Genomic DNA, 22046 nt, shown 5'->3' with positions numbered 1-22046 from the left:
CCCGCCGCCGCAACGATTCATATGTCAGTCATGTTTCCGTCACGGTGCCGTCATCGCGGGCTGGCTGAATGCAGCCATCGCCGCAACCGGGACTGGCATGGTGCAAGCAATCCGATCTGCCCGCGGGTATCTGTCGAAGGCCTCGCAACTGGCGCCATGGCTGCGCCGCAGCGCTGACAGCGGCGCCGCCGCGCCGGTGACCGCCTTCATGGCGCCGGTGCTCGATGGCGCCACGCTGGCGCCGCCGCGCGAAGCGCAGGAAACCTATCCGCCCGAGCCGCACCCGATCCAGCGCTACCGCGCGATCTGGTTGTCGGATATCCACCTCGGCACGCCCGGCTGCCAGGCCGATTACCTGCTGGATTTCCTCAAGCACAATGAATCCGACCAGCTCTACCTGGTCGGCGACATCATCGATGGCTGGCAGCTGCGCCGCGGCTGGTACTGGCCGCAAAGCCACAACGACGTGGTGCAGAAGCTGCTGCGCAAGGCGCGCAAGGGCACCGAGGTGATCTATGTCCCCGGTAACCACGACGAAGCCGCGCGCCAGTTCGACGGCATGGCCTTTGGCGACATCACCGTGCGCGAAGAGGCGGTGCACGTCACCGCCACCGGGCGCCGCCTGTGGGTGGTACACGGCGACCTGTTCGACGGCGTGGTGCAGCACGCGCGCTGGCTGGCCTACCTGGGCGATTCGCTGTACACGATGATCCTCGCGCTGAACCGGCACTTCAACCGGCTGCGCGCGCGCCTGGGCTTCCCGTACTGGTCGCTGTCGCAATTCCTGAAGCACCAGGTCAAGAACGCGGTCAACTACATCGGCGCGTTCGAAAGCGCGATGGTGGACGAGGCACGCCGGCGCGGCTGCGACGGCGTGGTCTGCGGCCATATCCACAAGGCCGAGATCCGCGAGGTCAACGGCCAGCTTTACTGCAACGACGGCGACTGGGTCGAGAGCCTGTCGGCGCTGGTCGAGACCCTGGAAGGCGAACTGAAGATCGTCTACTGGACCACGCTGCTAGACGCACCGGCGCCGGCCACGCGCCGCCGGCGCCGTGCTGCCGTGGCCGGCTGACGCCGGCCTGCCACTTGTTACCCAATCCGCATTGCCCTTCCACCGCGCCCGAGGAGGCTGCATGAAGATCCTGATCGTCACCGATGCCTGGGAACCCCAGGTCAATGGCGTGGTGCGCACGCTCAAGTCCACGCGCCGCGAACTGGAGGCCATGGGCCACACGGTAGACATGATCACGCCGCTGGAATTCCGCACCGTGCCGTGCCCGACCTACCCCGAGATCCGCCTGTCGCTGTTGCCGGGTGCGCGCATGCGGCGCCGCATCGAGGCCTTCGGCCCCGACGCCCTGCACATCGCCACCGAAGGTCCGCTGGGACTGGCCGCGCGGCGCCATGCGCTGCGCTGCAAGCTGCCCTTCACCAGCGCCTACCACACCCGCTTTCCGGAATACGTGCAGGCCCGCTTCGGCATACCGCTGGCGTGGACCTACCGCTTCCTGCGCTGGTTCCACGGCCCGGCCCAGGCCGTGATGGCGCCGACCCCGGTGGTGCTGGACGACCTGCGGCGTTACGGCATCACCAACGCCGTGCTGTGGACGCGCGGCGTGGACCTCGACGTGTTCACGCCGCAGCGCGCCAATGTGCTCAACACCGCCCACCCGATCTTCCTGTACGTCGGCCGCGTGGCGGTGGAGAAGAACGTCGAGGCCTTCCTCGCGCTCGACCTGCCCGGCTCCAAATGGGTGGTCGGCGACGGGCCGGCGCTGACGGCGCTGCGCGCGCGCTATCCCGGCGCCAACTACCTGGGCGTGCTGAGCCAGCCCGAACTGGCCCGGGTGTATGCTTCCGCTGACGTGTTCGTGTTCCCGAGCCGCACCGACACCTTCGGGCTGGTGCTGCTTGAAGCGCTGGCCAGCGGGCTGCCGGTGGCCGCCTACCCGGTCACCGGCCCGATCGATGTGCTGGGCGACAGCCCCGCCGGCGTGATGCACGAAGACCTGCGCGAAGCCTGCCTGGAAGCGCTGCGCATCGACCGCGCCACGGCCCGGGCCCATGCCGAGCGGTTCTCGTGGCGCGCCGCCTCCGAGCAATTCCTGGCCCACCTGCGGCCGTTCGCCGCCAGGCCCGGGCGGGGCGGCGCAGCGGCCCAACCCGCCTCGCAAACCCATGTCGACACCGCATCAGGAACTGCCGCCCGACCCGCCAATGCAGAGGCCGCCGCCGGCAATGCAGAGCGCTGACTACTCGGTCGATCAGAATCCCCACAAGGGCAACCGCGGCCTGGCGCGCGCCTGGCACGCGGCGATCAATTCGCTGTCGGGGCTGCGCTACGCGGTGCTGGAGGAAAGCGCGTTCCGCCAGGAACTGACCCTGGTGGTGCTGCTGACGCCGTGCGCGTTCCTGCTGCCGGTGGCGGCGGTCGAGCGCATCCTGCTGCTCGGCACGCTGCTGGTGGTGCTGATCGTGGAACTGCTCAACTCCAGCGTCGAGGCCGCGGTCGACCGCATCTCGCTGGAGCGGCACAGCCTGTCCAAGCGCGCCAAGGACTTCGGCAGCGCGGCGGTGATGCTGGCGCTGGTGCTGTGCGGCGGCACCTGGCTCACCATTGCCGGGCCGCACGTGGTGCGGTGGGCGCGGGCGCTGGCGGGCTGAGCCGGCGCCAGGCGGCCTCGCCCGGGACGGGATGGGGTACGGCAGGCCGATTGCTTATAATCGCTACCCTGCCCCCGACTTAACGATCGCACCGATCGCCCGGACGCCCATGGAACCGAAACCGCAAACCGGCCCCCGCCGTACCAGGGACCGCATCCTCGACGTCTCGCTGCGCCTGTTCAACGAAGTCGGCGAGCCCAACGTCACCACCACCACGATTGCGGAAGCGATGGAGATCAGCCCTGGCAATCTCTACTACCACTTCCGCAACAAGGACGACATCATCAACTCCATCTTCGTGCGCTTCGAGCAAGAGATGGAGCGCCGCCTGAAGATGCCGGACGACCACAAGGCCACGCTCGACGAAAGCTGGGGCTACCTGCAGTACATGTCCGAGTTCCTGTGGAACTACCGCTTCCTGTACCGCGACATCAACGACCTGCTGGCGCGCAACCGGATGCTGGAGACCAACTTCAAGCGCATCGTCGAGCAGAAGCAGCGCTTTGCGCACGAGATCTGCCGCCAGTTCATCGAAGACGGCGAAATGGATGCCACGCCCGAACAGGTCGAGGCCATCTGCACCAACATGGTGGTGATCGCCACCTACTGGCTGTCGTTCCAGTTCGTGCAGCACCCGCGCCAGTACAACGACCCCGAGCAGATCCGCGGCTACCTGCACGGATCGAGCTACCACATCTTCTCGATCCTGGCCCCTTACCTGCGTGGCCGGGCGCGGGATGCATTCGACCAGCTGGCGCGCGACTACTCCGCCGCCAAGGCCGCCGCCGGCGCGGCAAAGGAAACGAAGTGAAATCCGTCTGCGTGTATTGCGGGTCCAGTCCCGGCAACCGCCCCGAATACGCCGAAGGCGCACGCCTGCTCGGCCGCACCCTGGCCGAAAGCGGCCTGGCGCTGGTGTACGGCGGCGGCAAGGTGGGCCTGATGGGCATCGTCGCCGACGCCGTGCTGGCGCATGGCGGCCGCGCCATCGGCATCATCCCGGAAGCCCTGATGCAGAAGGAAGTCGGCCACCGCGGCCTGACCGAGCTGCACGTGGTGCGCAACATGCACGAGCGCAAGCAGATGATGGCCGACCGTGCCGATGCCTTTATCGCCATGCCCGGCGGTGTGGGCACGTTCGAGGAACTGTTCGAGACCTTCACCTGGCTGCAGCTGGGCTACCACGACAAGCCGGTGGGCCTGCTGAATCTCGCCGGGTTCTACGACGGCATGCTGGGCTTCCTGTCGCATGCGGTGCGGGAAGGCTTTCTGAAGCAGGTGCATGCAGACCTGCTGCACGTGGCCGACACGCCCGCAGGCCTGCTGCAACAACTGGCGGCCGCGCCGCGCGTGCGCGTCGACAAGTGGCAGCAGGCGCGCGACAAGACCTGAGCGCGCCCTGCTATCCCGGCCTGGTCTCGCTCAGAACGACGAGCCCGGCTGCTGCAGGAACGCCAGTTCCTCAGCCGTGCTCTGCCGCCCCAGCACCGCATTGCGGTGCGGGAAGCGGCCAAAGCGCGCGATGATCGCGCGGTGCTTCTCGGCCCACTCCACCACATCCACCACCCCGCCGCTGGCCTCGCGCAGCTGCGTCATCAGGCGCACGGCCTCGTCCTGGTCTTCCAGCGATTCCGAATGCTCGAACGGCATGTAGCAGAACATGCGGTGGAAATCCGTGGGCAGCTTGCGGTCGATGCCGGTAGCGACGATGCGCCGGGCCAGTGCCAGCGCCAGCGCATCGGTGCCGAAGCTACGCGGATCGTTGCGGAACATGTTGCGCGGGAACTGGTCCAGCAGCACCACGCGCGCGCAGGCGCCTTCAGGCGTGACCGACCAGTCGTCCGGTGCCCCGTCGCAGGCGACCTGCCAGTCGGACAGGAAGTTTGCGCGGATCTGCGCATCGAAGGCGTCCGACTTGGTGAACCATTGCGGGCGCTCGGTATTCCAGGCAGCCGAACCGGGCTGGCCGAACCAGAAATCGAGCAAACGCAGGGCGTCTTCAGGCAGTTGGTCTGTCATGGGCTGAGAAACCTTTCGGTGGAAAGAAGGGAGTGGCGGCGCCTCAGCGCGCCACGTTGCGCATCCAGTCGGCGGTCTGGAAGAAGGCCTGCATCAGGCGCAGCTGCAGGTCTTCGGACAGGCCGATGTCCTGCATCGCCAGCGCCATGCAGCGCATCCACTGGTCGCGCTCGCTGACGCCGATCTCGAACGGCATATGACGCGCGCGCAAGCGCGGATGGCCAAAGCGCTCGATAAAGTGGTTCGGGCCGCCCAGCCAGCCGCACAGGAACCAGAACAGCTTGTCGCGCGAGCCGTCCAGCGACGGCGGGTGCAACGCACGCAGGCCCGCGAACTGCGGCTCCAGGTCCATCAGGTCGTAGAAGCGGTCGACCAGTTCGCGCACGCGCGCCTCGCCGCCCACCAGTTCAAATGCTGTCACCTCGGCGCTGCCGGGCTTGTCGTTGGATTCAGTACTCATCACACACTCGGTCTGCGCTGCGCTGCCAAGTTGACTCAGGCATCACGCAAGGTCGCCAGCGCGGGCTGGCGCAGCACTTCGCGCAGGCCCAGCCAGCCACCAGCAAAAGCGCACAGCATGCCAGAAACCACGCCCACCGGCACAATCCAGGCATTAAAGCGGTAGGGAAAGTCGAACACGAACTGCGACAGGCCCCAGCCTACCGCGATCGCGCCGAGGCTGGCCAGGAAGCCGGCCAGGCCGCCCACCACCAGGAATTCGGCGTACTGCGTCTGCCGCACCAGCGCGGCCGAGGCCCCCAGCGCCTTGAGCAGGCCCGCGTCGCGCCTGCGTTCGTCGCGCGCGCCGGACAGCGCCGCGTACAGCACGGTCACCCCCGCGGCCAGCGTGAAGACGAAGAGAAATTCCACCGCCGCGATCACCTGGTCCAGGATGTCCTGGATCTGGCGCAGGATCATGTCGGTATTGACCACGGTGATGTTGGGAAAGGCCGCGATCAGCCGGTTGCCCAGCGCCGCGCTGGCAGCCGGCAAATGGAACGACGTGATGTAGGTCTCGGGCAGCCCCTGCATCGCCCGCGGCGGCAGGATCACGAAGAAATTGACGCGCATCGAGCCCCAGTCGAGCTTGCGCAGCGAGGTCACGCGCGCCTGCACGGGCTGGCCGGCCACGTCGAAGCGCAGCGTGTCGCCGAGCCGGATGCCCAGGGTCTTGGCGATGCCCTCTTCCACCGACGCGCCCGCCTCGGCGCCGTCGGAGCCGTTCGACCAGCGCCCGGCGATCACGCGGTTGCCCTCCGGCAGCGCATCGGTATAGGACAGGTTGAACTCGCGCTCGACCAGGTTGCGCGCGCGCCCGTCCTCGAAGCTGTCGCCGCGGATGGCGCGCGCGCCGATATGGGTCAGGCGCCCGCGCACCATCGGGTAAAGCAGGTCGGTGATGCCGGCGCCGGCCAGCATCTGGCGCAACGGCTCGCGCTGGTCCGGCTGGATATTGATGATGAAGCGGTTGGGCGCGTCAGCCGGCGTGGCGTTGCGCCACGAATCGACCAGGTCGTTGCGCGTCATGCCGAGCAGCAGCAGGGCCATCAGCCCCACGGCCAGCGCCACGGTCTGCAGCACCGTGACCGCGCGGCGGCGCTCCAGCACCGCCAGCGCAAAGCGCCACCCCATTGCCGTGCGGCCGCGCAGGCGCCCCCGCAGCAGCCGCGACAGCAGCGTCAGCAGGCCCAGCGCCAGCACGCCGAACACCACGCCCGCGGCGACAAAGCCGCCGGCGGTGGTCAGCCCCAGCCGCAGGTCACGGGCGGCCACCAGCAGCAGCGCGATAAAGGCGCCCAGGCCCAGCGCGTAGGCGACCCAGGCCGACACCGGCGGCAGTCCGATATCGCGCCGCAGCACCCGCAGCGGCGCCACCCGTGTCAGCGCCAGCAGCGGCGGCAGCGCAAACCCCGCCAGCAGCACCAGCCCCGCCAGCACGCCTACCAGCGCCGGCAGCAGCGACGGCTGCGGCAGCGATACCTTGAGCAGGCCGCCGAGCGACAGCAGCAGGCCATAGTGCGCGAGGTAGCCGAGCAGCACGCCGGCCAGCGCGCCGGCCGCGCCAATCAGCAGGAATTCCAGGCCGAACGCCCGCAGGATCTGCCCGCGCGACAGCCCCAGGCACTTGTAGACCGCGCAGGCATCGGTGTGGCGCTGCATATAGCGGCGCGCCGACATGGCGATCGCCACCGCCGCGATCATCGATGACAGCACCGCCACCAGCGACAGGAAGCGCTCGGCGCGGTCCAGCGTGGCGCGCATCTGCGGCTGGCCGGATTCCAGCGACTCGATCCGCGTATTGCGCAACTGGCGGCGTTCGATCTCGTCCTGCGCCCATTTCTGGAAGGCCGCGCCGGCGGCGTCGGGGCCGGCCACCAGCAGGCGGTAGGTGACGCGACTGCCCCAGCCGATCAGCCCGGTGCTGTCCAGGTCCGACAGCGGCATCAGCACGCGCGGCGCGAAGTTCATGAAGCCGGTGCCGCGATCGAGTTCCTGCGTGATGATGCGGTCGATGCGGAAGGTGCGGCTGCCCAGCCGCAGGCTGTCGCCCACCGCAACGCCCAGCGCGCCGAGCAGCGCCTCGTCGACCCATACCGTACCCGGCGCCGGAATCCCATCGGCGGGGGCCTCCGCCCCGCCCGGTGCCGCGGCCACCTTGAGCCGGCCGCGCAGCGGATAGCCATCGGTGACCGCCTTGAGCGCGGCCAGCTGGCTGGCCGGCTCGGCGCCGCCCTGCGCCTTGCCATTGGCGGTGGCCATGCTCGGGAAGGTGACGGTCTGCGCCACCGACAATCCGGCCGACCGGGCGCGCTGCGTGAACGCGGCGTCGAAGGGCTGGTCGGCCACCAGCAGCACGTCCGAGGCAATCATCTGGCGCGCATCGCGCTCCAGCCCCAGCCGCATGCGATCGGCCATGAAACCCACGCTGGTCAGCGCGGCCACCGCCAGCACCAGCGCAAACAGCAGCAGGTAGAGCTCGCCCGCCAGCCAGTCACGGCGGGCCATGCGCAGCGCCTGGCGCCAGGCGGAGAACTTGCCGCCCGCGGCGGGGTGCGTACCGGCAGGATGGGCGGCAGTGGCCGGGACGTCGATGGCGGACTCGGAGGGCATCGGTTGGTGTGTTCTTGGTTGCTGGCGCCGGTGCGCCTCGGGTCAGTCGGGCAATGCGAAAATGCTGGCCAACAAGGCCGCGGCGCTAGCGCGGTGCGTCGCGCCGGGCCCCGCCGCGCAGGCTGGCATGGAGGCGGCGCACCCCGCGCCACAACTTCGGCAGCAGCCACACCGACACCAGCAGGAACACCGCCAGCAGGACCAGGAACAGCACTGGCACGAAGAACGCCAGCAGCAGGCTGCCGGTGGCGGTCAGGTCTTCAGTGAATGAGGCCGTCCAGTTGGAAAACGGTTCCGGCGACACGTTGATCAGTGCGCGGGTGCCGGCCTTGACCGCATGCGCGGTGCCGGCCAGCGTGCCGCCGACCAGGCCAGCCGCCACCATCCACTGCGGATCCAGCTGGCCGAAGGCGGCGGCGGCCAGGATTGCACCGGCAGGAATGCGGATGAAGGTATGGATGCCGTCCCAGACGGTGTCGAAGGCCGGCACCTTGTCCGCCACGAACTCGGCCACGGCCAGCGCCGCGGCCACGCCGATCACCCACCAGGATTCCAGCGGCTGCAGCCCGGGCGGCAGCTCCAGCCAGCCCAGCCGCGCCAGCACTCCGGCGGCCAGCACGGCAAGATACAGGCGAAATCCGCTGGCCCAGGACATGCCCGCGGCCAGCGCGGCGGTTTCCAGCATGGCGCTCCTTGCAAGGGTCCGGCGCGAGCCGGTGCGGACATCGGCGCGCCCTGGCAGGGAGTGTAATACGGACCCGCGTGCGATGCGCCCGGGCCGTGCGCGGTCGGGGAAAGCCCGCCCTCAGTTGTTTTCCTTGCCGTCCACGCCGAACCACGGCAGCGCCTCTTGCGGCGTCAGGATGCCAGCCGGCTCGGCCATGGTGTAGCCCGGCAGCGCCTCGATGCGCCGGGCAAAGGCCGGGTCGGCCAGCAAAGCCAGCAGCCCGGCCATCCACCCGGCGGTCTGATCGTTCTTGCGCAGCGCCAGGTAGTAGGCCTCGCGCGTAAGCGGCACGAACGCCAGCCCGTGGGCCTCGGCATTCATGCGCAGCCCGAAGCCAGCCTGCGCGCGGCCGCTGTGCACGGCTTCGGCCACTTTTTCGTTGCTGAACTCGGTTTCGTCGTAGCCGGCGATCTGGTCCGGATACAACCCCTCGGCAGCCAGCAACTGGTCGAACAGCATGCGTGTGCCCGAACTGCGCTGGCGGTTGACAAAGCGCGCCTGGCTGCGCGCCAGCCCGCGCAGGTCGTGCACCTCGCGCGCCACGTCGGGCGACAGGATCAGCCCCTGCTCGCGCCACGCCAGCCGCAGCAGCCGCACCGAGGCCGGCCGCAGCCATTTGCGCAACGTCACATGCGCCACCGAGCCCGCGGTCTGCACCGGCGAAACATAAAATCCCGCCAGCTCCGACTGACGCTCCTGCAGGCAGATCAAGCCCTCGACGCTGCCGCAGAACACCGTGTCGAGTTGCAGCGGATTCCGCGCCGTGCCCAGCGCAGCGGCCAGCACCTCCACCGCCGGATCATGGCTGCCGGTGAAATGCACGCAAGACTGCGGCTGCTGGGCGTCGTCCAGGTCCGCAATGAACTCGGCCATGGCCCGCTGCACCGCCGGCTCGATCGATTCGCGCAAGCGCAATTCGGCGCGTAGCAGGCGCTCGCCGAAACGCGTCAGCGAGGCGCCCCGCCCGCGTTCCATATCCAGCATGCTGCGCCCGAGCATCTCTTCCCATGACCGCATCACGCCCCAGGCGTGGCGGTACGACAACCCGATCTCGCGTGCGGCACGATGCAGCGATCCGGTTTCACGCACGGCCTTGAGCAACTGGAACACCTTCGCATTGGCGCGCGGATTGTCGTCGGCGGCAATCACCGGAAACAAGTCGAAGCGGAAAGTCATAGGTTCTCCGCGACATATTTACTTGGCGATCTTGGCTGGATCACAATGTTTACCCCATTCTTATCTTTGTTTTGCCGCATTCTCCCTGAGAACCCAAGGCAAAAGCAATTATGTCCACAGAAACATAACATCGAGGAGATACCGCATGTCCCGTCGTGCCCAACCCATGCACCGCCGCACGCGCCACCTCGTCGCGTCGATCCTCTGCATCGGCCTGCTGTCGGCCGCACACGCCGGCGAACTGAAGCTCGCCACCACCACCAGCACCGAGAACTCCGGCCTGCTGAAGGTCCTGCTGCCGCGCTTCGAGCAGAAGTCGGGCGTCACCGTGAAGGTGATCGCCGTGGGCTCGGGCAAGGCCATGAAGATGGGCGAGATGGGCGATGTCGACGTGCTGCTGGTGCACGCGCGCAAGCTGGAAGACGCCTTTGTCGCCGCGGGCTACGGCGTGAACCGGCGCGACGTGATGTACAACGATTTCATCGTGGTCGGGCCCGCCAGCGACCCGGCTGGTGTCAAAGGCGGCAAGGACGTGCTGGCCGGCTTGCGCAAGCTCGCCGGCAGCGGCAGCAAGTTCATCTCGCGCGGCGACAACTCCGGCACCGACGTGATGGAGAAGGAGTACTGGAAGCAGCTCGGCATCGAGCCCAAGGGCCAGCCTTGGTATGTCAGCGCCGGCCTGGGCATGGGCGAGGTGCTGACCATGGCGGCGCAGATGCCGGCCTATACCCTGTCGGACCGTGCCACCTATGGCGCCTATCGCGCCAAGACCGGACTGGCGATCGCCATCGAAGGCGATCCAAGGATGTTCAATCCGTACGGGATCATCGCGGTCAACCCGGCCCGGCATCCGGGCACTAACTACAAGGACGCGATGAAGCTGGTGGAGTGGATCACGTCGAAGGAAGGACAGGACGCGATTGCGGGGTACAAGGTCGAGGGCGAGCAGTTGTTCTTCCCCGACTACAGGGCGTCGACCGCCCAGAAATAACGGAGTCGGCCGTCGTGCCCCGGTGGGCGGGTCACCCCGCCTCAGCCTCCAGCCTGGGCAACTGCGGCAAGTCCGCCGCCACCTCGGCGATCATGCGGCGGATCCACATCACGTCCGGCGCGGCATGGCAGCGCTCGTGCCAGAGCTGGTAGAAGCGCATGCGCGGGAACGACACCGGCGACGGCACCATGCGAATCGGCAGGTACTGCGCATAGTGCGCGGCAAACTGCCGGCCGGTGGTAAATACCATATCCGTCTTCATCAGCACATACGGCACCAGGCCGAAATACGGCAGCGTGACCTGGATATTGCGCTTGTAGCCCTGCTCCGCGAGGGCCTGGTCGATCATGCTGCGCTGCATCGACGCATAGGGCGCCGGCGCCAGGTGCGGCATCTCAAGGTAGTGTTTCAGCGTCAGCCCCTTGCGCGCCAGCGGATGCTGCGCGCCCAGCATGCACACCACCTCATCGTCGAACAGCGGCGAGATGTGCAGGTGCTCCGGCGGCGACAGCCAGTTGCCGACCACAATATCCAGCTGCCCCTGCTCGAGGTCATCCAGGAAGTCCGACGATGAGGTCATCGGATGCACGAACAGCTTGGCGCCCGGCGCCAGCCGGCGCACGCGCTCGACGATATTGGGCAGGAAGAAGGCATCCAGGTAATCGGGGGCGCCGAGGTGGAACGTGCGCGTGGTAGTGGCCGGGTCGAACTGCTGCGGCGGCCGCGCGATGCGGTCCATCGCGGCCAGGCTCTGCTCGGCCAGCGCCAGCAGTTCGCGGCCGCGCTCGGTCGGCACCATGCCGTTTTTGCCCCGCACCAAAATGGCGTCGCCGGTGATTTCGCGCAGCCGCTTCAGCGTATTGCTGATGGCGGGCTGAGACTGGCCCAGGCGCACGGCGGTGCGGGTCACGCTCTGCTCGGTGAGCAGGGTATGGAGCACCCGCAGCAAATAGGTATCGAGATGGTCGCGTCCGTGCATGGCGATGGCGGCCCTCCGGCGGGGGCCGGATGGGTGGCGTGGGGGATGGGAACGGCGCATAGTGTATGACAGGCACCCCACAATCGGTCAAATCACCCCCTCGCGGGGGCGCCGCCTGGTGCGGCGGCGTACCGACCGGCGTGCCCGCTGATGGGGCATATCACCTGGGCTGAATATTGCTGGAAAGCCCGGGTGCTATGTTTCCGCCATCACCAAGAGAGAGAAGACCATGGAGACGCAAACCATCCGCTTTTTCCACCGCGGCCAGGTCAAGGAAGTATCCGACGCCCCCATTACCCGCACCGTGCTGCAGTACCTGCGTGAAGACGCGCGCTGCACCGGCACCAAGGAAGGCTGCGCCGAAGGCGACTGCGGCGCCTGCACCGTCGTGATCGGCGAACTGCAGGACGGCGGCGACGTCGAATTCAAGGCAGTCAACGCCTGCATCCAGTTCCTGCCCACGCTCGACGGCAAGGCCCTGATCACGGTCGAGGACCTGCGCCAGGCCGATGGCAACCTGCACCCGGTGCAGGAAGCCATGGTCGAGTGCCATGGCTCGCAATGCGGCTTCTGCACCCCGGGCTTCGTGATGTCGCTGTGGGCGCTGTACCAGCAGCACACCCCCGGCGGCGAGGCGCCTTCGCGCCAGACCATCTGCGACGCGCTGACCGGCAACCTGTGCCGCTGCACCGGCTACCGCCCGATCATCGATGCCGGCGAGCGCATGATGGCCCTGCCCGCCCCCACCGCGGACAAGCTCAACCCCAGGCAGATCGCCGACACGCTGCGCAACCTCAAGCGCGGCGAGACCTTCCGCTACCGCGCCCAGGGCCAGGAATTCCTTGCCCCGCGCACCGCGGCCGAGTTCGGCGCGATCAAGGCGGCGCAGCCCGATATCCGCATCCTGGCCGGCAGCACCGACGTCGGCCTGTGGGTCACCAAGCAGTTCCGCGAACTGGGCAGCCTGCTCTACGTGGGCCAGGTTGAAGACCTGAACCAGATCGAACAACGCGACGGCATGATCGAGATCGGCGCCGCCGTGACGCTGGAAAAGGCCTACGCCGCACTCAACGCCGCGCACCCTGAGCTGGAAGAGATGTGGAAGCGCTTTGCCTCGCTGCCGATCCGCAATGCCGGCACGCTGGGCGGCAATATCGCCAACGGTTCGCCGATCGGCGACTCGATGCCGGCGCTGATCGCGCTGGGCACGGAAGTAGTGCTGCAGCACGGCGAAACGCGCCGCACGCTGCCGCTGGAAGACCTGTACCTGGCCTACCAGAAGACCGCGATGCAGCCGGGCGAATTCGTCGCCGCGCTGCGCGTGCCGGTGGCCGGCCCGCAGCACTTCCGCACCTACAAGCTGTCCAAACGCTTTGACGAGGACATTTCCGCCGTGTGTGCGGCATTCGGCATCACCGTGCAGAACGGCATCGTCACGCAGGCCCGCATCGCCTTCGGCGGCATGGCCGCCACGCCCAAGCGCGCCGCCGCCACCGAGGCGGCCCTGGCCGGCCAGCCGTGGAATGAAGCCACCGCCCGCGCTGGCATGGCCGCGCTGGCACAGGACTACACGCCGCTGTCCGACATGCGCGCGACCGCGTCGTACCGCAGCCGCGGTGCCGCCAACCTGCTGTACCGGTTCTGGCTGGAAACCCACGCCAACGCGCTGCCCGCCGCAGCCGTCAATGTCCGCGCCCCCGGCGCAGGCGCCACTGCCATCGCCACGGCCTGAGCCAGAGAATAAGGAACGCATCGGCATGAACAAGCAAACCGAACCCTTCCTGCTCGACGCCACCGCCGAACAGGTCCCGCAGGTCGGCGTCTCGCGCCCGCACGAATCCGCCCACCTGCACGTGGCCGGCACCGCCACCTACACCGACGACATCCCGGAGCTGGCCGGCACGCTGCACGCCGCGCTCGGCATGAGCGCCCGCGCGCACGCGCGCATCAAGTCGGTCTCGCTCGACAAGGTGCGTGCCGCGCCGGGCGTGGTCGACGTGCTGACCGTGGACGACATCCCCGGCACCAACGACTGCGGCCCGATCATCCATGACGACCCGATCCTGGCGCGCGACGTGGTGCAGTTCATCGGCCAGCCGGTCTTTATCGTGGTGGCGACCTCGCATGACGCCGCGCGCCGCGCTGCCCGCCTCGGCGTGATCGACTACGAGGATCTGCCACCGGTGCTGTCGCCGCAGGCCGCGCACCAGGCCGGCACCTATGTGCTGCCGCCGATGCACCTGACCCGCGGCGAGCCCGCCGCGCGCATTGCCGGCGCCGTCCACCAGGACAGCGGCACGATCCACCTGGGCGGCCAGGAGCAGTTCTACCTGGAAGGCCAGATCTCCTACGCCGCCCCGCGCGAGAACGACGGCATGCACGTGTGGTGCTCGACCCAGCACCCGACCGAAATGCAGCACGCCGTGTCGCACATGCTGGGCTGGCACGCGCACCAGGTGCTGGTCGAATGCCGCCGCATGGGCGGCGGCTTCGGCGGCAAGGAATCGCAGTCGGCGCTGTTCGCCTGCTGCGCCGCGCTGGCCGCCTGGAAGCTGATGTGCCCGGTCAAGCTGCGCCCGGACCGCGACGACGACATGATGATCACCGGCAAGCGCCATGACTTCGTGTTCGACTACAGCGTGGGCCACGACGACGAGGGCCATATCGAAGGCGTCAAGGTCGAGATGGTGTCGCGCGCCGGCTTCTCGGCCGACCTGTCTGGCCCGGTGATGACCCGTGCCATCTGCCACTTCGACAACGCCTACTGGCTGCCGAACGTGCAGATCGACGGCTACTGCGGCAAGACCAACACGCAGAGCAACACCGCGTTCCGCGGCTTCGGCGGCCCGCAGGGCGCGTTCGCGGTCGAGTACATCCTGGACAATATCGCCCGTACGGTCGGCAAGGATTCGCTGGACGTGCGCCGCGCCAACTTCTACGGCAAGACCGAGAACAACGTCACGCCTTACGGCCAGACCGTCGAAGACAACGTCATCCACGAACTGATCGACGAACTGGTGGCCAGCAGCGAATACCGCGCCCGCCGCGAGGCCACGCGCGCGTTCAACGCTACCAGCCCGGTGCTGAAGAAAGGCATCGCCATCACCCCGGTGAAGTTCGGCATTTCGTTCAACGTTGCCCACTTCAACCAGGCCGGCGCGCTGGTGCACGTCTACAACGACGGTTCGGTGCTGGTGAACCACGGCGGCACCGAAATGGGCCAGGGCCTGAACACCAAGGTGGCGATGGTGGTGGCGCACGAACTGGGCATCCGCATGGAACGCGTGCGCGTGACCGCGACCGATACCAGCAAGGTGGCCAACACCTCGGCCACCGCCGCGTCGACCGGTGCCGACCTGAACGGCAAGGCGGCGCAGGACGCCGCGCGCCAGATCCGCGAGCGCCTGGCCGCTTTCGCCGCGCGCAAGGCGGGCGTGGAGCCGTCCGAAGTGCGCTTCAACGATGACCTGGTCAGCGCCGGCGAACTGCGCCTGTCGTTCGGCGAGCTGGCACGCGAAGCATATGTGGCGCGCGTGCAGCTGTGGTCCGACGGCTTCTACACCACGCCCAAGCTGCACTGGGACCAGAGCAAGCTGCAGGGCCGCCCGTTCTACTACTTCGCCTACGGTGCCGCGTGCTCCGAGGTGCTGGTCGACACCCTCACCGGCGAATGGAAGCTGCTGCGCGCCGACGCGCTGCACGACGCCGGCCGCTCGCTGAACCCGGCGATCGACATCGGCCAGGTCGAAGGCGCCTTTATCCAGGGCATGGGCTGGCTGACCACCGAGGAACTGTGGTGGAACAAGGACGGCAAGCTGATGACGCACGCCCCGTCCACGTACAAGATCCCGACGGTCAACGACTGCCCGGAAGCATTCAACGTGCGCCTGTTCCAGAACCGCAACGTCGAGGACAGCATCCATCGTTCCAAGGCCGTGGGCGAGCCGCCGCTGCTGCTGCCGTTCTCGGTGTTCTTCGCGATCCGCGATGCCGTGGCCGCGGTGGGCGACTACCGCATCAACCCGCCGCTGAAGGCCCCGGCCACCAGCGAGGCAATCCTGGACGCCGTCGACGCGGTGCGCGAGGCGGTGGCGCAAGGGGCTGCGCAGGCAGCCTGAACCATGGTCAGGAAGCGCGCGCCCGCGGGCGCCCCGGACTTTCCCCCGGCGGCTGCGTTGACAGCCGCCGGGCCGGTGGAAGAAGCCGGCGCGCGCCACCCCTGAACCCGGCAACTCCAAGCCCCACCAGGCATCACCAGGTATCTCCCCAAAGGCCCCCGACCATGCAGGACGCACCGCTTAAACCCTTCCGCTTCGCCGATGCCGCACGCATGGTGCGCGCCGGCGTGCCGGTGGCGATGGTCACCATCGTCGAGGTCAAGGGCTCGGCCCCGCGCGAGGCCGGCATCCGCATGCTGGTCAGCGCCGACGACCTGGTCGGCACCATCGGCGGTGGCCACCTGGAGTGGCGCGGCATGGATATCGCCCGCGCGATGCTGGTGCGCGGAGAGGCCCGCCGGATCGAGCGCATTCCACTGGGGCCCGCGCTGGGGCAGTGCTGCGGCGGCGTGGTGCAACTGGCGTTCGAGGTCCTTGGCGCGTCCGACCTGGCGTGGCTGGATGCCGTCCAGCGCAGGTTCGCCGCGCACGGCTCGCTGCAACGGCATGTCCCCGCCCACGGTGCCATCACGTTCGCAGACAGCCGCGCCGTCCTTCCCGGCGTCGTGCTGGAGCCGGACGGCAGCTGGACCGACACGCTGGTGCCCGACACCATGCACGTGGTGCTGTTTGGCGCGGGCCATGTCGGCCATGCGCTGGTCAAGGTGCTGGCCACGCTGCCGTGCCGCGTGCATTGGGTGGACGAGCGCGACACGCTGTTCCCCGGCGGGCTGCCCGACAACGTCGAGGCCGAGGCCAGCGACACGCCCGAGGCAGTAGTGGCACAGGCGCCCGCGGGCAGCTACTTCCTGGTCATGACGCACAGCCATGCGCTGGACCAGACCTTGTGCGAGGAAATCCTCAAGCGCACCGACTTTGCCTACTTCGGGCTGATCGGCTCCAAGACCAAGCGCGCACGCTTTGAACACCGCATGGCCGAGCACGGCATCGACCCGGCCAGGTTTGCGGAAATGACATGCCCCATGGGGGTTTCGGGGATCACCGACAAGGCTCCGGCTATGATTGCAATTGCCATCGTCGCCCAGCTGCTCCAGGTCCGTGAACAGCGCCTTGCCGCGCTGCGTGCGGGCCATGCCGAGACGGTGCATCCCTGAACCCGTGCCGCCGGCCCTGCCGGCCGGCACAGAAAAGCCCAGAAACGAGGCCCCCATGACCATCGATGCCGCGCTCGCGGAACAGATCCGCCGCACTCCCAAGGCCGAACTGCATGTGCATATCGAAGGCACGCTTGAGCCGGAACTGATCTTCCGGCTGGCGCAGCGCAACCAGGTGGCGCTGCCCTACCCCAGCGTCGACGCGCTGCGCGCCGCCTACGCCTTCACCGACCTGCAGTCGTTCCTGGACATCTATTACGCCGGCGCCAGCGTGCTGCTGACCGAGGAAGATTTCTTCGACATGACCATGGACTACGTCAAGCGCGCCGTCGCCGACAACGTCCGCCACGCCGAGATCTTCTTCGATCCCCAGACCCATACCGCGCGCGGCGTGCCGATCGGCGTGGTGATCGACGGCATTGCCGATGCCCTGGCCCAGGCCCGCACCGAGTACGACTTCTCCAGCAGCCTGATCCTGTGCTTCTTGCGCCATCTGCCGGAGGAAGACGCGTTCGCCACGCTGGAAGCGGCGCTGCCCTACCGCGACCGCTTCGTCGGCGTGGGCCTGGATTCGTCCGAGCAAGGAAACCCGCCGGAGAAGTTCGCACGCGTGTTCGCGCGGGCGAAAGCGCTGGGCCTGCACCTGGTCGCGCACGCCGGCGAGGAAGGCCCGGCGCAATACGTCACCGATGCGCTCGACATCCTGAAGGCCGAGCGCATCGACCACGGCGTGCGCGCCATCGACGATCCCGCGCTGGTCGAGCGCCTGGCGCGCGAGCGCGTGGCGCTGACCGTATGCCCGCTGTCGAACGTCAAGCTCAAGGTCTATCCCGACCTGCGCGACCACCCGCTCAAGCGCATGCTCGATGCCGGCGTGGTGATCACGCTGCATTCGGACGACCCGGCCTACTTCGGCGGGTATATGAATGCCAACTGGGAAGCCAGCTTCGACGCGCTGCCGCTGGATGCGGCCGATGCGCACAAGCTGGCCCGCAACAGCTTTGAAGCGGCCTTCCTGCCTGCCATGCAGAAGGCCGAGTTCCTGGCGGAAGTCGACCACTTCTGGTCCGATCCGCCCAAGTCCCCGCCTGCAACGGCCCCCGCGGCCTGAGCACGGCGCATGCCAATAGCCCGGCCTGCTGCTTGCACCCCCGCGGTGCCGCGCGGGCCGGCGACGAGAGACAAACCATGACGACCCACCCCACCACTGACTCCCGTACCCGCGCCATTCGCGGCCGCGTGCTGCATTTCCTGCGCGATCCGCAATTCCATGAAGACGCGTATCAGTATTGGGACGACGGGGTGCTGATCGTCACCGACGGGCGCATTGCCGCCGCAGGCGACTACGCGGAACTGGCCGCGCGCATCCCGGCCGGCGCGGAGGTGATCGACCACCGCGGCAAGCTGATCGTGCCCGGCTTTATCGACACCCACGTGCACTACCCGCAGACCGACATGATCGCGTCACCGTCGCCGGGCCTGCTGCACTGGCTCGACACCTACACCTTCCCCGAAGAGCGCCGCTTCGCCGATCCCGACTACGCGCGCGGCGTGGCCGGCTTCTTCACCGAGGAACTGCTGCGCAACGGCACCACCAGCGCGGTGGTCTGGAGCACGGTGCACAAGGCCTCGGCCGACGCGCTCTTTGCCGAAAGCGAGGCGCGCAACCTGCGCATGGTCACCGGCAAGGTGATGATGGACCGCAACTGCCCCGAGTTTCTGCGCGATACGGCCGAGACCGGCGCCCGCGACTCGGCCGACCTGCTGTCGCGCTGGCATAACAAGGGACGCCTGTCGTACGCCATCACGCCGCGCTTCGCGCCCACCTCGACCGAGGCGCAACTGGCCGCCTGCGGCGAGCTGGCGCGCGCCTACCCGGACGCCTTTATCCAGACCCACGTGGCCGAGAACCGCGACGAGGTCAAATGGGTGGCCGAACTGTTCCCGGACGCGCGCAGCTACCTGGACGTCTACGACCGCTACGGCCTGCTGCGGCCGGGCGCGATGTACGGCCACGCCATCTACCTGGACCAGGACGATCGCCGCCGGCTGGCCGACAGCGGCGCCGCGGTGGCGCACTGCCCCACCTCCAACCTGTTCCTGGGCAGCGGCTTCTATGACTTCCACCAGTCCGACGCCAACCGCCTGAAGGTGACGCTGGCCACCGACGTCGGCGGCGGCACCTCGTTCTCGATGTTCCGCACCATGAACGCCGCGCACAAGGTGGCGCGCATGGGCGGCTACTACCTGACCGCGCTGCGCATGTTCTACCTGGCCACGCGCGCCGCCGCCGAGGCACTGGGATGGACCGGCCGCGTGGGCAGCTTCAGCGAGGGCTGCGAGGCCGACTTCATCGTGCTCGATCCCAAGGCCACGCCGCTGATCGCCCGCCGCAGCAACCGTTCGGAGACGCTGGAAGAGGAACTTTTCGCCTTTGCCATGCTGGGCGACGACCGCGTGATCGACAGCGTCTATGTGATGGGTGAGGCGGCAAACGTCCCGGCAGCCTGACACATCACACCGCGCCGCGCACACGCCCGCCGCCATCGCGGCGGGCACGCCTTTACCGCTTCCGTCATCCCACCGGCTTGACGACCGTCAAGACTGCCTTCGACAAAGCCTTCTAACCTTGCGGTTCCGCCGCGGCCTTCGTGTTGCCGCGCACCCATACTCATCGACCGCAATCAGAAGGTTCTGCATGACTGCTTCTCACACCGCAGATTCCCACGCCGCGCCTGCCGCCCCGCAAGCCCGCGCGCGCCCCCAGGCACGGCATGACGTCCCCCTGCCCGAACCGATCGCGCCGGACGCACCGCTGCCCTCGCGCAAGATCATCCGCGGCTGGCTGATCCCGCTGGGCCAGCGCAGCACGCCGCGCGCGCTGATGCTGTTCGCCTTCGACTACCTGCTGTTCGGCGCCGTGCTGGCCGGCGTGGTGCTGGCCCCGCACTGGGCCGCCAAGCTGGCGCTGGGCGTGCTGGCGGGGCTGTTGATCGCGCGCCTGTTTATCATCGGCCACGATGCCTGCCACCAGAGCCTGACCCCGCGCCGCGGCCTGAACAAGTGGCTGGGGCGGCTGACCTTCCTGCCGTCGCTGACGCCGTACAGCCTGTGGGAGGTCGGCCACAACGTGGTGCACCACGGCTACACCAACCTCAAGGGCTTCGACTTCGTCTGGGCGCCCTACTCGCTCGAAGAATTCAACGCGCTGCCGCGCTGGCGCCGCGTGATGGAGCGCATCTACCGCACCGGCTTTGGCCCGGGCCTGTATTACCTGGTCGAGATCTGGTGGTGCAAGCTGTTCTTCCCCAGCAAGCGCCAGATGGCGACGCGCCGCGCTGTTTTCACCGGCGACTGCGTGCTGGTGGCCGCGTTCGGGCTGGCATGGATCGGCGCGCTGGCGGGCCTGGCGCTGGCCACGGAGCAGTCGGTTTGGATGCTGATCGGCGCCGGCTTCGTGCTGCCCTTCCTGGTGTGGAACGTCACCGTCGGCTTCGTGCTGTACGTCCACCACACCCACACCAGCGTCGCCTGGTACGACACCAAGGCGATGTGGGCGAAAGCCCAGCCGTTCGTTTCCACCACCGTGCACCTGCGCTTCCGCCACGGCATCGGCGCGGCGCTGCACCACATCATGGAACACACCGCGCACCACGTCGACATGAGTGTGCCGCTGTACCGCCTCAAGCGCGCGCAGGCGCTGCTGGAACACGCGCTGCCGGGCCGCATCATCATCGAGAACTTCTCGTGGCGCTGGTACTTCGACACCGCGCGGCGCTGCAAGCTCTATGACTTCAAGGCGCTGTGCTGGACCGATTTCCGCGGCCGCCAGACCAGCGACAACGCGCCGGTGCCGGCCTGATCGCCTTGCCGACCGCGGCGGTGGTGGACGATCCACCGCCGCCGCGGTTATAATCGCCGCTTCCATTGGGGAGTAGCCGCCCTGCTCTCACCGCGCCGCGCAATGCGGGCTTCGGGGGACAGGGGCGTACGTCAACAGACTTGACCGCTTGCGGTTATGGCGTACGCAGCTTCGGACCCGCCTGGCCAACTGGCCCAGGCAGCGTCCATGCCTGGCGAGACCGATGACCATCCCTTTCTGGCCGGGCCGGGAAAGGGTTGTGTCATTGGCATCTCGCGATGCATTGCGGCCCGGTTACCCCACATAACAACATGGAAGCCTTCCTCGTCTCCACAGGCATCGTCGCCCTTGCTGAAATGGGCGACAAGACGCAGTTGCTGTCGCTGGTTCTGGCGGCACGTTATCGCAAACCCCTTCCCATCATTCTCGGCATCCTGGTCGCCACGCTGTTCAACCACGGCTTTGCCGGGGCGCTCGGCGGCTGGATCACGCACGTGGTCGGCGCAAGCCTGCTGCGCTGGATCCTGGGACTGGGCTTTATCGCGATGGCCGCATGGATGCTGATCCCCGACAAGCTTGACGACGCCGAGCAGGCCAGGCCCGTCAAGGGCTTCATCGGCATCCTCGGCACCACCCTCGTCGCCTTCTTCTTTGCCGAGATGGGCGACAAGACCCAGATCGCCACGGTGGCGCTGGCGGCGCGCTTCAGCGATGCCGTGCTGGCGGTGGTGATGGGCACGACCTTCGGCATGATGATCGCCAATGCGCCGGCGGTGCTGCTGGGGGACAAGTTTGCCCACAAGATGCCGATCGGGCTGGTGCATAAGATAGCGGCGGGGATTTTTTTGGTGCTGGGGGTGTTGGTGTTGGTGAATGTTGGGGGGTGATTATTTGGTTGGGGCTGGTGGTGATGTGCTGGCGGGCGTTGAACTTCGCTTTGTAAGGATTGATGAAATGCTGTCGGCTGTTGAACCGCCGGGTTCCGCCCTGCTGGGCGGGTCACTTTTTGTCCGAGCGACAAAAAGTAACCAAAAAGCGCGTTTACTGCCCTGCGGGCGGCATGTCTTATCGTAGTGGGCGTGGGGTTTTCGTACGGGGCTTGGCTTCCTCACAAAGCTAGACTGCCTGCCGCAGGGGGTGCACGACGGTGGGTGGGGCGTTGGAGTGGGGTTTGAACGAGCCCAGAGCGGTGGGTGGTCCCTGCTGCGTACCTTATCGTGGGGACGCCTACGGCTGCGCTAC

Annotated in this window: 19 protein-coding genes and 1 riboswitch; of the genes, 13 read left to right on the top strand and 6 right to left on the bottom strand. The window is 67.9% G+C overall.

Annotated features, from left to right (window positions below; translation table 11 throughout):
- Positions 1-97 precede the first annotated feature (97 nt).
- The 5 genes from ACOCMH_RS21320 to ACOCMH_RS21300 all read left to right on the top strand — a co-directional run bounded on the left by ACOCMH_RS21320 (position 98) and on the right by ACOCMH_RS21300 (position 4059).
- The gene (locus ACOCMH_RS21320) at positions 98-1075 is read left to right on the top strand and encodes a UDP-2,3-diacylglucosamine diphosphatase (protein WP_427312893.1); all 978 of its coding nucleotides are present in this window, start codon (positions 98-100) and stop codon (positions 1073-1075) included.
- A 61-nt stretch (positions 1076-1136) separates the two neighbouring features.
- Positions 1137-2255 carry a glycosyltransferase family 4 protein gene (locus ACOCMH_RS21315; RefSeq protein WP_427312892.1) on the top strand — a complete coding sequence of 373 codons (1119 nt, stop codon included), beginning with the start codon at positions 1137-1139 and terminating at the stop codon, positions 2253-2255.
- Positions 2182-2667 (top strand): diacylglycerol kinase, encoded by a 486-nt coding sequence (locus tag ACOCMH_RS21310; RefSeq protein WP_427312891.1) that lies wholly within the window; start codon positions 2182-2184, stop codon positions 2665-2667. Before ACOCMH_RS21315 ends, ACOCMH_RS21310 begins: the two co-directional genes overlap by 74 nt.
- A 109-nt stretch (positions 2668-2776) precedes the next feature.
- Positions 2777-3478, top strand: coding sequence for a TetR/AcrR family transcriptional regulator (locus ACOCMH_RS21305; RefSeq protein WP_427312890.1), 702 nt, complete (start codon positions 2777-2779; stop codon positions 3476-3478).
- Positions 3475-4059 (top strand): TIGR00730 family Rossman fold protein, encoded by a 585-nt coding sequence (locus ACOCMH_RS21300; RefSeq protein ID WP_427312889.1) that lies wholly within the window; start codon positions 3475-3477, stop codon positions 4057-4059. Before ACOCMH_RS21305 ends, ACOCMH_RS21300 begins: the two co-directional genes overlap by 4 nt.
- Before the next feature lie 30 nt (positions 4060-4089).
- Here the strand turns inward: ACOCMH_RS21300 and ACOCMH_RS21295 are convergent, their stop codons facing one another.
- From ACOCMH_RS21295 to ACOCMH_RS21275, 5 genes are all read right to left on the bottom strand, one after another.
- On the bottom strand, positions 4090-4686 hold the full coding sequence (locus ACOCMH_RS21295) for a DUF924 family protein (protein ID WP_427312888.1): 597 nt from the start codon (positions 4684-4686) through the stop codon (positions 4090-4092).
- 43 nt (positions 4687-4729) lie between these two features.
- Positions 4730-5146, bottom strand: coding sequence for a group II truncated hemoglobin (locus ACOCMH_RS21290; RefSeq protein WP_427312887.1), 417 nt, complete (start codon positions 5144-5146; stop codon positions 4730-4732).
- Between the two features lie 35 nt (positions 5147-5181).
- A complete protein-coding gene (locus ACOCMH_RS21285) occupies positions 5182-7797 on the bottom strand; it encodes an ABC transporter permease (protein ID WP_427312886.1) in 2616 nt (871 codons plus the stop codon).
- Between the two features lie 85 nt (positions 7798-7882).
- Positions 7883-8482, bottom strand: a complete 600-nt coding sequence (locus ACOCMH_RS21280; RefSeq protein ID WP_171517504.1) for a DUF4126 domain-containing protein — start codon at positions 8480-8482, stop codon at positions 7883-7885.
- Positions 8483-8602: 120 nt separating this feature from the next.
- Complete coding sequence (locus ACOCMH_RS21275; protein WP_427312885.1) at positions 8603-9700, bottom strand: substrate-binding domain-containing protein; 1098 nt, start codon at positions 9698-9700, stop codon at positions 8603-8605.
- 145 nt (positions 9701-9845) lie between these two features.
- On the opposite strand from ACOCMH_RS21275, the gene ACOCMH_RS21270 reads away from it, so the two are divergent.
- Entirely contained in the window at positions 9846-10691 is an 846-nt protein-coding gene (locus ACOCMH_RS21270; protein WP_427312884.1) for a substrate-binding domain-containing protein, read from the top strand.
- A 31-nt stretch (positions 10692-10722) separates the two neighbouring features.
- Here the strand turns inward: ACOCMH_RS21270 and ACOCMH_RS21265 are convergent, their stop codons facing one another.
- Positions 10723-11670 (bottom strand): LysR substrate-binding domain-containing protein, encoded by a 948-nt coding sequence (locus ACOCMH_RS21265; RefSeq protein WP_010809162.1) that lies wholly within the window; start codon positions 11668-11670, stop codon positions 10723-10725.
- A gap of 229 nt (positions 11671-11899) precedes the next feature.
- On the opposite strand from ACOCMH_RS21265, the gene xdhA reads away from it, so the two are divergent.
- The 7 genes from xdhA (at position 11900) to ACOCMH_RS21230 (ending at position 21691) form a co-directional block, all read left to right on the top strand.
- Positions 11900-13402, top strand: coding sequence for a xanthine dehydrogenase small subunit (xdhA, locus tag ACOCMH_RS21260; protein WP_427312883.1), 1503 nt, complete (start codon positions 11900-11902; stop codon positions 13400-13402).
- 25 nt (positions 13403-13427) lie between these two features.
- Complete coding sequence (xdhB, locus tag ACOCMH_RS21255) at positions 13428-15788, top strand: xanthine dehydrogenase molybdopterin binding subunit (RefSeq protein ID WP_427312882.1); 2361 nt, start codon at positions 13428-13430, stop codon at positions 15786-15788.
- A 164-nt stretch (positions 15789-15952) separates the two neighbouring features.
- On the top strand, positions 15953-16942 hold the full coding sequence (gene xdhC / locus ACOCMH_RS21250) for a xanthine dehydrogenase accessory protein XdhC (RefSeq protein WP_427312881.1): 990 nt from the start codon (positions 15953-15955) through the stop codon (positions 16940-16942).
- A gap of 55 nt (positions 16943-16997) precedes the next feature.
- Positions 16998-18053 carry an adenosine deaminase gene (locus ACOCMH_RS21245; RefSeq protein WP_427312880.1) on the top strand — a complete coding sequence of 352 codons (1056 nt, stop codon included), beginning with the start codon at positions 16998-17000 and terminating at the stop codon, positions 18051-18053.
- Positions 18054-18130: 77 nt separating this feature from the next.
- Positions 18131-19453, top strand: coding sequence for a guanine deaminase (gene guaD / locus ACOCMH_RS21240; protein ID WP_427312879.1), 1323 nt, complete (start codon positions 18131-18133; stop codon positions 19451-19453).
- 187 nt (positions 19454-19640) lie between these two features.
- Entirely contained in the window at positions 19641-20804 is a 1164-nt protein-coding gene (locus ACOCMH_RS21235) for a fatty acid desaturase (RefSeq protein ID WP_427312878.1), read from the top strand.
- A gap of 49 nt (positions 20805-20853) precedes the next feature.
- Positions 20854-21095, top strand: a riboswitch (yybP-ykoY riboswitch).
- Between the two features lie 20 nt (positions 21096-21115).
- Positions 21116-21691, top strand: coding sequence for a TMEM165/GDT1 family protein (locus ACOCMH_RS21230; protein WP_427312877.1), 576 nt, complete (start codon positions 21116-21118; stop codon positions 21689-21691).
- The last annotated feature ends 355 nt before the right edge of the window (positions 21692-22046 follow it).

The sequence above is a fragment of the Cupriavidus sp. H39 genome, from assembly GCF_050271075.1.
Lineage (GTDB): Bacteria > Pseudomonadota > Gammaproteobacteria > Burkholderiales > Burkholderiaceae > Cupriavidus > Cupriavidus necator_B.
This window is presented reverse-complemented; position numbering and strand designations above follow the sequence as displayed.

Excerpts from the sequence above, each read along its gene's own strand:
- ACOCMH_RS21320 (WP_427312893.1), top strand. The coding sequence starts at position 98 with ATGGTGCAAGCAATCCGATCTGCCCGCGGGTATCTGTCGAAGGCCTCG.
- ACOCMH_RS21315 (WP_427312892.1), top strand. The coding sequence starts at position 1,137 with ATGAAGATCCTGATCGTCACCGATGCCTGGGAACCCCAGGTCAATGGC.
- ACOCMH_RS21310 (WP_427312891.1), top strand. The coding sequence starts at position 2,182 with ATGTCGACACCGCATCAGGAACTGCCGCCCGACCCGCCAATGCAGAGG.
- ACOCMH_RS21305 (WP_427312890.1), top strand. The coding sequence starts at position 2,777 with ATGGAACCGAAACCGCAAACCGGCCCCCGCCGTACCAGGGACCGCATC.
- ACOCMH_RS21295 (WP_427312888.1), bottom strand. The coding sequence starts at position 4,686 with ATGACAGACCAACTGCCTGAAGACGCCCTGCGTTTGCTCGATTTCTGG.
- ACOCMH_RS21290 (WP_427312887.1), bottom strand. The coding sequence starts at position 5,146 with ATGAGTACTGAATCCAACGACAAGCCCGGCAGCGCCGAGGTGACAGCA.
- ACOCMH_RS21285 (WP_427312886.1), bottom strand. The coding sequence starts at position 7,797 with ATGCCCTCCGAGTCCGCCATCGACGTCCCGGCCACTGCCGCCCATCCT.
- ACOCMH_RS21280 (WP_171517504.1), bottom strand. The coding sequence starts at position 8,482 with ATGCTGGAAACCGCCGCGCTGGCCGCGGGCATGTCCTGGGCCAGCGGA.
- ACOCMH_RS21275 (WP_427312885.1), bottom strand. The coding sequence starts at position 9,700 with ATGACTTTCCGCTTCGACTTGTTTCCGGTGATTGCCGCCGACGACAAT.
- ACOCMH_RS21270 (WP_427312884.1), top strand. The coding sequence starts at position 9,846 with ATGTCCCGTCGTGCCCAACCCATGCACCGCCGCACGCGCCACCTCGTC.
- ACOCMH_RS21265 (WP_010809162.1), bottom strand. The coding sequence starts at position 11,670 with ATGCACGGACGCGACCATCTCGATACCTATTTGCTGCGGGTGCTCCAT.
- xdhA (WP_427312883.1), top strand. The coding sequence starts at position 11,900 with ATGGAGACGCAAACCATCCGCTTTTTCCACCGCGGCCAGGTCAAGGAA.
- xdhB (WP_427312882.1), top strand. The coding sequence starts at position 13,428 with ATGAACAAGCAAACCGAACCCTTCCTGCTCGACGCCACCGCCGAACAG.
- xdhC (WP_427312881.1), top strand. The coding sequence starts at position 15,953 with ATGCAGGACGCACCGCTTAAACCCTTCCGCTTCGCCGATGCCGCACGC.
- ACOCMH_RS21245 (WP_427312880.1), top strand. The coding sequence starts at position 16,998 with ATGACCATCGATGCCGCGCTCGCGGAACAGATCCGCCGCACTCCCAAG.
- guaD (WP_427312879.1), top strand. The coding sequence starts at position 18,131 with ATGACGACCCACCCCACCACTGACTCCCGTACCCGCGCCATTCGCGGC.
- ACOCMH_RS21235 (WP_427312878.1), top strand. The coding sequence starts at position 19,641 with ATGACTGCTTCTCACACCGCAGATTCCCACGCCGCGCCTGCCGCCCCG.
- ACOCMH_RS21230 (WP_427312877.1), top strand. The coding sequence starts at position 21,116 with ATGGAAGCCTTCCTCGTCTCCACAGGCATCGTCGCCCTTGCTGAAATG.